Annotated in this window: 9 protein-coding genes; 7 read left to right on the forward strand and 2 right to left on the reverse strand. The window is 67.8% G+C overall.

Going from position 1 to position 9,835, the window contains the following annotated elements; translation table 11 throughout:
* Positions 1–232 precede the first annotated feature (232 nt).
* Together ACE5CZ_RS05110 and ACE5CZ_RS05115 are read left to right on the forward strand one after the other, a co-directional pair.
* Positions 233–1,585: a glycosyltransferase family 87 protein gene (locus ACE5CZ_RS05110; RefSeq protein ID WP_374946261.1), complete on the forward strand. Its 1,353-nt coding sequence runs from the start codon at positions 233–235 to the stop codon at positions 1,583–1,585.
* Entirely contained in the window at positions 1,582–3,141 is a 1,560-nt protein-coding gene (locus ACE5CZ_RS05115; RefSeq protein ID WP_374946262.1) for a hypothetical protein, read from the forward strand. The genes ACE5CZ_RS05110 and ACE5CZ_RS05115 overlap by 4 nt, the downstream gene beginning before the upstream one ends.
* Positions 3,142–3,238: 97 nt before the next feature.
* Here the strand turns inward: ACE5CZ_RS05115 and ACE5CZ_RS05120 are convergent, their stop codons facing one another.
* Positions 3,239–4,300: a LacI family DNA-binding transcriptional regulator gene (locus ACE5CZ_RS05120; RefSeq protein ID WP_374946263.1), complete on the reverse strand. Its 1,062-nt coding sequence runs from the start codon at positions 4,298–4,300 to the stop codon at positions 3,239–3,241.
* 66 nt (positions 4,301–4,366) lie between these two features.
* Here ACE5CZ_RS05120 and ACE5CZ_RS05125 point away from each other — a divergent pair, with 66 nt between their 5' ends.
* The 5 genes from ACE5CZ_RS05125 (at position 4,367) to ACE5CZ_RS05145 (ending at position 7,870) form a co-directional block, all read left to right on the forward strand.
* The gene (locus ACE5CZ_RS05125) at positions 4,367–5,605 is read left to right on the forward strand and encodes an MFS transporter (RefSeq protein WP_374946264.1); all 1,239 of its coding nucleotides are present in this window, start codon (positions 4,367–4,369) and stop codon (positions 5,603–5,605) included.
* A gap of 104 nt (positions 5,606–5,709) precedes the next feature.
* Positions 5,710–5,970: a ribbon-helix-helix protein, CopG family gene (locus ACE5CZ_RS05130; RefSeq protein ID WP_374946265.1), complete on the forward strand. Its 261-nt coding sequence runs from the start codon at positions 5,710–5,712 to the stop codon at positions 5,968–5,970.
* A 294-nt stretch (positions 5,971–6,264) separates the two neighbouring features.
* Positions 6,265–6,960: an endonuclease NucS gene (gene nucS / locus ACE5CZ_RS05135; protein ID WP_374946266.1), complete on the forward strand. Its 696-nt coding sequence runs from the start codon at positions 6,265–6,267 to the stop codon at positions 6,958–6,960.
* A gap of 11 nt (positions 6,961–6,971) precedes the next feature.
* Entirely contained in the window at positions 6,972–7,388 is a 417-nt protein-coding gene (locus ACE5CZ_RS05140; RefSeq protein ID WP_374946267.1) for an SseB family protein, read from the forward strand.
* 95 nt (positions 7,389–7,483) lie between these two features.
* Positions 7,484–7,870, forward strand: a complete 387-nt coding sequence (locus ACE5CZ_RS05145; protein WP_374946268.1) for a hypothetical protein — start codon at positions 7,484–7,486, stop codon at positions 7,868–7,870.
* On the opposite strand, the gene ACE5CZ_RS05150 is transcribed toward ACE5CZ_RS05145, so the two are convergent.
* Positions 7,867–9,810, reverse strand: coding sequence for an amino acid transporter (locus tag ACE5CZ_RS05150; protein ID WP_374946269.1), 1,944 nt, complete (start codon positions 9,808–9,810; stop codon positions 7,867–7,869). The genes ACE5CZ_RS05145 and ACE5CZ_RS05150 overlap by 4 nt on opposite strands.
* Positions 9,811–9,835: the final 25 nt, after the last annotated feature.

Raw genomic sequence — 9,835 nt, forward strand, 5'->3', positions numbered from 1 at the left:
GAGGGCACCACGGTGCACATCTCCGCTGACGCTGCCGGCCTGCTCAACGACACGTTCAAGACCGACGCCGTCAAGGCCGGCCTCCTCGTCGGAATCGCCAAGATCACCGTCAACACCAAGTAGCACCACCCCGAGTCACCCCGACTCGAACACACCAATGGCCCGCCACGACAGTGGCGGGCCATTCCTGTGTCCCCGCCCCTTCCCAGACGAATGATGCAAGGATCGCTCAGTGAGAACAGTTCTGGCCCTCGTCGCCACCGCAGCGGTCGCCGGGGTCATCGGCTTCGAGACGACGCAGCTGAATCTGTTCTCGCGCGCCGACCGCCCGGCCATGATGGCCGCACTCGCCGCCGCCTGGCTGCTCTTCGCCGTCGCCTTTCTCGCGCTGCGCCGCGTGCCCGCCCGGCACGTCACCGCCGTGGTCGTCGCCGGCGCCGTGCTCATCGGCGGAGCCGCGATGCTCGCCCCGCCCAACACCAGCACCGACTCGGCGCGCTACGCCTGGGACGGCATCGTCGCCACCGCAGGAATCTCGCCCTACGACCACGTTCCGGCATCCGATGCCCTCGAAGAGCTGCGGCCCGCGTGGCTCTTTCCCGCCGACTGCGACGCCTCCCGCCTCAACGAGACCACGACCGTGCCCTCGGGCGAGCCGCTCTGCACGGCGATCAACCGGCCCCACGTTCCCACGATCTACCCGCCGCTCGCCGAGCTCTACTTCACGGGCGTTCGCGCCCTCGTCGACCCGAGCATCGAGTACTGGCCGTTCCAGCTCTGTGGGCTCGTCATCTCGCTGGGCGTCACCTGGATGCTGCTGGTCGCGCTGCGCAGGCGCGGCATGGACCCGAGGTGGGCGGCCCTCTGGGCATGGTGCCCGCTGGTTGCGACCGAGGCGGTCACGAACTCGCACGTCGACGCGCTCGGCGTGGCGCTGGCCCTCGCGGCCAGCCTGCTCGTCGCATCCGGTCGTCGCGTCTGGGGCGGAATCGCGCTGGGAGCGGCCATCGCGACCAAGCTGATCCCCGTGATCCTCGCGCCACCGCTGCTCACGAAGAGGCCCCTCACCCTGATTACCGTGTCGGTCGCGACGTTCGCCCTGCTCTATGTTCCCTACGTGGTCATGTCGGGATTCGGGGTGCTCGGCTACCTGCCCGGCTACCTCTCGGAGGAGGGCTACGACGACGGCAGCCGCTTCGCCCTGTTGTCGATCGTGCTGCCCGGCTCGGCCGCGATCGTGGTGGCCGCCGCGCTCATCGCCGTGGCGACCGGGCTCGCGTGGTGGAGGTCGGACGCGTCTGCGCCCTGGCTCGCCCAGCTCGTTCTGGTGGGCAGCATTCTCATCATCGTGAGCCCCCGCTACCCCTGGTACGCGCTGCTGATGATTCCGTTCATCGTGCTCAGCCAGCGCTGGGAGTGGTTCGCGGTTCCCCTCGCCCTGTCGTGGCGCATGACGATGCCGACGCTGGCCGTGACCCGCATCGGCCTCGCGGCGGCCGCCGTGGTCGTGATCGGCGCGTGGCTGTACCGGCGCCGGCGGGCCCGGCCTGTCGCATCCACAGCCCCGCCGGCGGTGCACGCGTGACGCGCGTGAACGTCGCTGCGCTCGTGAGGCGGCGCATCGAGATTCCCCTTCTGGCCGTCGTGGCCGCGGTGATCGTGTTCATCGGCGGGTCGACCCCGTCGATCTGGTACGACGAGGCGGCCACGATCGTGTCGGCGACGCGCACGTGGCCCGAGCTCTGGGCGATGCTGCACACCGTCGACGCCGTGCACGGGCTCTTCTACGGCTTCATGCACCTGTGGTTCGACCTCGTGGGCTACTCGCCGCTCACCCTGCGGCTGCCGAGCGCGATCATCTCGGGCGGCACCGTTGCGCTGACGATGCTGCTTGCGTCGCGCTTCGGAACCCGCGGCTTCGCGCTGCTCGCCGGGGTCGTGCTCATCACGATTCCGCGGTTCACGTGGGCCGGCATCGAGGGGCGCTCGTATGCGTTGACGGCGCTGCTCGCCGCGGGGCTGACGCTGCTGCTGATGCGGGCGCTGCACAGGCAGACCCTGCTGCCGTGGCTCGTCTACGCCGGCGTCGCCCTCTTCTCGGTGGGCACCTTCGTGTACCTGGCGCTCGTCGTCGTGGCCCACGCGGTGACCGTGATCGTGCTCACGAGCTCGCGCACGCTGACGCGCCGTCAGCTGTTCGCGTTCGGTCGAACGGTCATTCCGCTGGGGTTGGTGTGCGTTCCGTTCGTGCTCCTCGTGGCCGCGCAGTCGGGCCAGGTGGGCTGGATCGACCCGATCAGCCAGCGCACCCTCAACGGCATTCTGGTCACCCAGTTCGCCCCCAAGAACCCTCTGTTCGCCATCTTCACCTGGCTCGTCGTCCTCGTCGGAATCACCACCTTCTTCGTGGCCCGGCACGCCTCGACGACCCGCGCGCGCGCGGCACGCGACCTCATGGCGTGGGTGCTGCCGTGGCTCGTCGCCCCGACCGTCGTACTCGTGCTCACGTCGATTCTCGTCACGCCCCTGTACTCGCCGCGCTACCTCACCTTCCTCGTTCCCGCCCTGGCCATCGCCATCGCCGGAGGCATCGTCGGTCTGGGGCGCTTGACCCGGCTCGCCTCGCGGCTGCCCTTCTTCGCCCGGTGGCCCCGGATGCGATCGGTTCCGTATACGGCGTTGGCCTCGGTCGCCGGAGTGCTCGTCTTGGCGCTGCTGACGCAGCCTTCGTACGTCGCGCAACGCGGAGTCGAGGCGAAGCAGGATGCCTCGTGGTCGAAAGCGGCCTGGCGCGTGTCGCAGATCGTGTCGTCGCTTCCGGAGGATGCCGCATCCGCGGTGGTGTTCGGCAGCATCGCGTACCACCCGGGCGCCACGGCGCGGGTAGTCGAGTACGCGTATCCGTGGGCCTTCACCGCGCTCGACGATGTCGCCCTCGATAAGCCGATCGGCGCATCCGATCGCCTGTGGGAGACCGCGAACCCCGTCGACACCGCGATGCTCGATGGCCACGACTCGGTGATTCTCGTATCGAGCGGGCGCGACCGCGACAAGAACCAGGCGGCCATCGAGGCTGCGGGCTTCTCCGAAGTGGGCCACTGGCACTACACGAACCTCGGAATCCGCCTCTACGAGCGCTGACTGGCCGCGATGCCGTTACTAATTCAGGAGGAGCGCGCACCCGACGCCACTATCCACGAGGCCGGCGTCTCCTCCTGCATGAGTAGCGGGATCCGGGTCAGAACGACGGAACAGGCCCCGTCGTCGAGCCCACGTGCAGCTCGCAGGTGAACGCGATCGGGGTGTCTGGGCGCTCTCCCGAGAGAAGCGCGGTGACCGCAGCCCCCGCCGCGTGCCCCTTCGCGCTGGCGGGCTGCACCATCGTCGTGAGGTCGTGGGCGAGGCCGTCGATGCGGATTCCGTCGAAGCCGATCACGCTCACATCGACTCCGACCACGAGGCCGAGCTCTTCGATCGCCTGGATCACTCCGACGGCGAGCAGATCGGCCTGCGCGACGATCGCCGTCGGCCGCTGCTGGACCGGCACGCCGAGCAGTGCGAGCGCCGCACGCCGACCGTCTTCGGGGGTGTTGTGCACCGAGGAGTAGGCCAAAGCATCCGGGTACACCTCGCGCGTGCCGAGCAGCCGCTCGCGGGTGACCGACACGGCGATCTCGAGGTCGGCGGTCACAGCGCCGGCCGCGTGTTCGTCCGACGTCTCCAGGGTGACGACGCCCACCCGGGTGTGTCCCAGCGCCTGCAGGTGCCGCGCCGCCACGACCGAGGCGGCGCGGTTGTCGAGGGTCACCTCGACGAGTTCGGGCCGCGACGGTCCCTCGACCGAGACGACGGGGATGTCGCGGCGCCCGAAGACCTCGATCGAGTGATCGACGCGGGTCGAGCATCCGAGCAGAATCACCGCGTCGACCGCCGCCGTCTCTATCGTCGCGGCACCCTCGCCCGAGTCGGTGAGCAGCAGCAGGCCGGAACCCTGCGGGCCGAGCGCCGTGGCGACTCCGTCGAGGGTTATGGATGTCACGGGGTCGCGGAATGCGTGCAGCAGGCTGCCCTCGAGAACCACGCCGATCACGCCGCTTCGCCCTTGGCGCAGCGAGCGGGCACGAGGGTCTGGACCGTCGTAGCCCAGCGAAGCCGCGGCAACGAGCACCCGCTCGCGCGTCGAATCAGACACCGGGCCCGACCCGCTGAACGCGATCGACGCGGTCGAAACGGAGACCTGGGCGGCCTTGGCCACATCGGCAAGAGTCGGACGGCGGATGTGTTGATCGCTCCCGGTCATGTTGGTAGCGTAGTCGAATCGATTCGATTTCGCGCGATACCGCTCTTCAACTCTTCAGGACACCCCATGACCACTCCCACGAGCGACATCGCCGTGCACCCTCCGCGTACCCTCGTCGCCTGGCGCAACGCGGTCTTCATCACCTTCATCTTGAGCGGCGTGAGCATCGCCAGCTGGGTGGCCCGGCTGCCTGCAGTGCGCGACGGACTCGAGCTGAACACCGCCAACGTGGGCGTGCTGATCTTCGGCATGTCGGCCGGATCGGTAGCGGGCCTCATCGTGTCGCCCGCCCTTCTGCGCCGCTTCGGGCCGCGCGCGGGCATCACGTTCTGCCTCTCGTTGGTGGCGTCCGGCCTCGTGCTCATCGGGGTCGGCGGCGGGCTCGTTCCCACCGTCACGATCGCGTTCATCGGACTCGTCGTCTTCGGCTTCGGCAACGGCGCCTGCGACGTCATGATGAACGTCGAGGGCGCCGCGGCCGAGCGGGCCATCGGCAAGACGCTCATGCCCCTGATGCACGCCATGTTCTCAGGCGGAACCGTTTTCGGCGCCGGCATCGGCGCGCTCGCCTCGGCCCTCGACGTTCCCGTCTTCGCGCACCTGGTGGCCATCGCCGTGATTCTCGTGGTCGTCGTGGTCATCGCCGTGCGGTTCATCCCCCACGATCTGGATGCCGCGGATCAGGCCGACGCGCAGAGCTCGGCCCCGCGCATCCCGCTCGGCCAGCGACTGAAGGCGAGCCTGGCCGTCTGGGCCGACGCCCGCCTGCTACTGATCGGCGCGGTCATGCTGGGCATGGCCTTCGCCGAGGGCAGCGCCAACGACTGGCTCGCGATCGCGACCGTCGACGGCCACGAGCAGTCCAACACCACGGGCGCCATCGTGTTCGGCATCTTCGTGGCGGCCATGACCGTCGGACGGGTCGCCGGAGGTCCGCTGCTCGACCGCTTCGGCCGGGTTCCGATGCTGCGCGCCACCGCCATCATCGGTGTCGCCGGACTGCTGCTCTTCATCCTCTCGAACGACCTCTGGGTCACGATCATCGGTGCCATCCTTTGGGGTATCGGCGCGTCCCTGGGCTTCCCCGTGGGAATGAGCGCGGCGGCCGACGACGAGAAGAACTCGGCCGCCCGCGTGAGCGCCGTGGCGATCGTGGGCTACACCGCGTTCCTCGCCGGCCCGCCACTGCTCGGGTTCCTGGGAGAGCACTTCGGCATCCTGAATGCCCTCTACGTGATCCTCGCGCTGCTCGTGCTGTCGTTCTTCGCATCGCCCGCCACCCGCGAGCGCGTGTATACGAAGTAGGGCGCGAACCTCATCTTGGCGCCACCCGAGATCACTGGTCCGGCTCCCTCGAAACTGATCTGAATTGCTTCACTAGGCTGCGTTATTCGTAATACGATGAGTTCATGAAACGAACCATCCAGGGTCGCGAGGTCGACGAGTCGCAGATTGATGAGTGGGTTGCCGAGGCCGAAGCCGGCTACGACATCGATACTCTCCGGGCCCGCTGGGGTCGGACTCCACGAGGCACAGCTGCCGCCCAAGTGGTGCCGGTGCGCTTGACTCAAGAAGAACTTGCCGCGCTCATGGCCCGGGCCGAACGTGAGGGCCTCAATCGGTCTGAAGCGATTCGCGCCGCCCTCGACGGCTGGTCGCACGCCGCTTGATTGTTCGCGCCTCGGCCCGCAAGCACGGTATCGCGGAGGAGGACGCGATCGCAGCAGCCTCAGCTGCAGTAGTCTCGGGCCCTCTCGATGACGAGAACCCGCAGCGTGAATTACGTATCGGATTCGACACTCGGGCAAGACTGCTCGAGACCATCGTGCTCGTTTGGGACGACGGCACGGAAGAAGTGATCCATGCCATGAAATGCCGACCACAATATCGTGCCTCTGTCGACTAGCAATCCGCCTGCATTCGCCACGATCTTCGGACGGTCCTGTGACTCGTAGACTCGACGGGTGCGTCTTGTCATTGCGAACTGTTCCGTCGACTACGCGGGCCGCCTGTCGGCGCACCTGCCGCTGGCCACGCGCCTGCTCATGCTGAAGAGCGACGGGTCGATCCTGGTGCACAGTGACGGCGGCTCGTACAAGCCGCTCAACTGGATGAGCCCGCCCTGTTCCATCGCCTTCGAAGAGCCCACAGAGCTGCAGGCCGAGGCGGGCATCACCCAGCTCTGGAAGGTCACCCAGAAGAAGACCGACGACGTTCTCGTCGTGAGCATCTACGACGTGCTGCACGACTCCGCGCACGAACTGGGCATCGACCCGGGTCTGCAGAAAGACGGAGTCGAGTCGCATCTGCAAAAGCTCCTCGCCGAACAGATCACGCTGCTGGGCGATGGGCACACGCTCGTTCGCCGCGAATACATGACCGCCATCGGGCCCGTCGACATCCTGGCCCGGGATGGCGGAGGCGCCGCCGTGGCCATCGAGATCAAGCGCCGTGGCGACATCGACGGGGTCGAGCAGCTCACCCGCTACCTCGAGCTCATGAACCGCGATCCGCACCTCTCGCCCGTGCAGGGCATCTTTGCCGCTCAAGAGATCAAACCGCAGGCCCGAACGCTCGCGCACGATCGAGGAATCCGCTGCGTGGTGCTCGACTACGACGCCATGCGCGGCCTCGACGACAGCGACTCGCGACTCTTCTAGGAGCCCTCCCCATGGCCAAACGCCCCGTTTCCTATCCGCGCAGCTACGTGAACACCGCCGTGCGCGATGCGCTCGGCGCGTTCGAGGCCGAGCCGAGCGTGGCCGGCATCCAGAAGGTGCTTTCGCTCGCGACGACAGGCGGGCTGGTGGTGGATGTCACGGTTTCCACCCCCGAGTCCGGCCCGCGGGTGCGCACGCTCACCTCCACCGACGGCCAGCTGGTGCTGCCGCTGTTCACTTCGCTCTCGGAGCTCGGACTCGCAGTGCCCGAGGCAGAGCGCGCCGAGGTGCAGGGCACGATCCTGCCCGCCCGCGATGCCCTCGCCATCGTGCACAGCGCCGACATCGTCGCCGTACAATTCGACCCCGGAAGCCGCCAGGTTATCGTGAAGCGCAGCTTCGTGGACGAGGCGCTTGCGCAGCAGTAAGCGCCCAGTAGGTGCCGCCGGGGACAGTAGGTACCGGCGCACCGGGGCCCACTGACCGCACCGGGCTCTGCTGCGGGGCAACTAAGCTCCACACCATGGAACCAGACAAGAGCTCGCTCAAGCTGCTTCCGAAACCCCTCGTCAACAGCGCGGCCCGCACGGCCACGGTGAACGCCGTGCTCGCGGGCATCCTGACCGTCGTGGGCTTTCTCGTGCTGTGGGCGCCGCTCTACCTGCTACGCGCCGACGGGCAGCTGGTGCTCGCGCCGTTCGTGTTCGTGTGCATCCCGGTGATCTGGGTCTTCGCGATCCGCGCGATCGTGTTGGGTCGCCGGGGCCTGCGCTGGGCAGCGACTCCGGATGCGGCGGGAGCCACTGGCCTCGGCGAGCGCGCTGCCCGCTTGAGCGTCATCGGGGGAATCGCGGCGCTCGCCCTCCCGCTGCCGCTGTTCCTGTTCGGCGGCCTGCCCCTCGCCGGCTAGCTCACGTGCACATCGGGCCGCCGCGCCGGCGTCGGCTCAGCCCGGCGCAGCACCTCGCGCGTCACCGGCGCGACCTCGCCACCGCCCGTCACCAAGTACTTGAACATGTTCGAGATCGGGTTGCCCTCGGTCCACTCGAAGTAGATGTCGGGAACGGTGCCCGTGAGATCGCGGATCTCGAGCAGCACGGTCGCGATGGTGTTGGGAATGTTGCCGCTCGACACCTCGAGCACCCGGTTTCCGTGGCGAACGACGCCGCGCACCTCGAGGTCCTCCTCGAAGTTCGACGAGTCGGTCGGATAGATCTCGAGAAAGATCACGGGTCGACGCTGCGGTATACCGCTGTCGCGCCGCTCTTCAGAGATCTTCTGCTTGTATTCGCTCGCGCTGCCGTCGTCGGGCTCGTTGGCGACGATGAGAACCTGGTCGTAGGCATCCGCGTCGGCCAGCACGAAGTCCTGCGCCGTCGCATCCAGAGTCACGCTGGTCGCACGCAACTGGAACGACCGCTGCACCCGCGACACGATCGATACCACCAGAATTCCGAGAATGAACAGCGCCGCGATGCGCACGCCGTCGGGCCGCTCGAACACGTTCACGATGGTCGTGTACACGAAGACGAGCGCGATCACGCCGAATCCGATCGTGCGCGTGCGCTGCTTCTTGTGCAGGGCAGAGAGGGTCACGGCGACGGATGCCGAGGTGATCAGCACCAGCACACCGGTAGCGTAGGCGCCGCCCTGCGCATCCACATCGGCCTGAAACACGATCGTGATCACGAACGCGATCAGCGAGAACACGATCACAAGCGGCCGCACGGCCCGCGCCCACTGCGGCGCCATTCCGTAGCGCGGCAAGTAGCGGGGCACCAGGTTGAGCAGGCCGGCCATGGCCGAGGCGCCGGCGAACCACAGGATGCAGATGGTGCTGATGTCGTAGACCGTGCCGAACAGAGGCCCCAGGTATTCGTGCGCGAGGTAGGCGAGGGCACGTCCGTTGGCTTCGCCGCCGGACTTGAACTCCTCTTGCGGAATAAGGAACGTGGTCACGATGCTCGACGTGATCAGGAACGCCGACATGATGATCGCCGCGGTCGTGAGCAGCCGCTGCGCGCCCCGGATGCGTCCGGCCGGGTTTGCCTCGGTGTCGCCCGGCTTTCCCGAGATCTGCGGCATGACGGCGACGCCGGTCTCGAAGCCGGAGAGTCCCAGGGCGAGCTTCGGGAACACGATCAGCGCGATGCCGACCATCACGACGGGGTTGCCGTGCTGAGCGGTGAGGGCCGCCCACCAGTCGGTGATGACGACCGCGTTCTGGGCGACGTGCCCGATCGACACGGCGATCACGATGGCGTTCAGCACGAGGAACACGGCGACGAGCACCACCGCGATGTTGATCGCCTCCTTGAAGCCGCGCAGGAACACGGCGGCCAGCAGGGCCACGAGCACGAGCGTGATCACGACCTCGTTGCCGTGAAACCAGCTCGGCGCGAACGGATTCTCCACGGCGTGCGCCGTCGCATCCGCCGCCGACAGGGTGATCGTGATCATGAAGTCGGTCACCGCGAAGCCCAGCAGCACCAGCACGAAGAGCTTGCCGCCCCACCAGGGCAGCAGCCGCTCGAGCATGGCGATCGAACCCTCGCCGCGAAAGCTTTCTCGGGCGACGCGGCGATACACGGGGAGAGCACCGAACAAAGTCAGCAGAACGAGCACGACGGTGGCGAACGGTGACAGGAGCCCGGCTGCGACCGCGGCGATCGCGGGCTGGTAGCCGAGCGTCGAGAAGTAGTCGACGCCGGTGAGACACATGACGCGCCACCACGAGTTCGTCTTCTCGACCTTGGCGGCGTGCGGGCCCTGGTGAGAACCGGCGTCGTCCGTCAGGCCATCCAGAAGCCATGCGCCGAAGCCGCGCCGGCGCGCTGTGGAAGTCGTCATGAGTACAGCTTGGCCCCCGCGCGGT

Source organism: Agreia sp. (genome assembly GCF_964263775.1).
Taxonomy (GTDB): Bacteria; Actinomycetota; Actinomycetes; order Actinomycetales; family Microbacteriaceae; genus Agreia.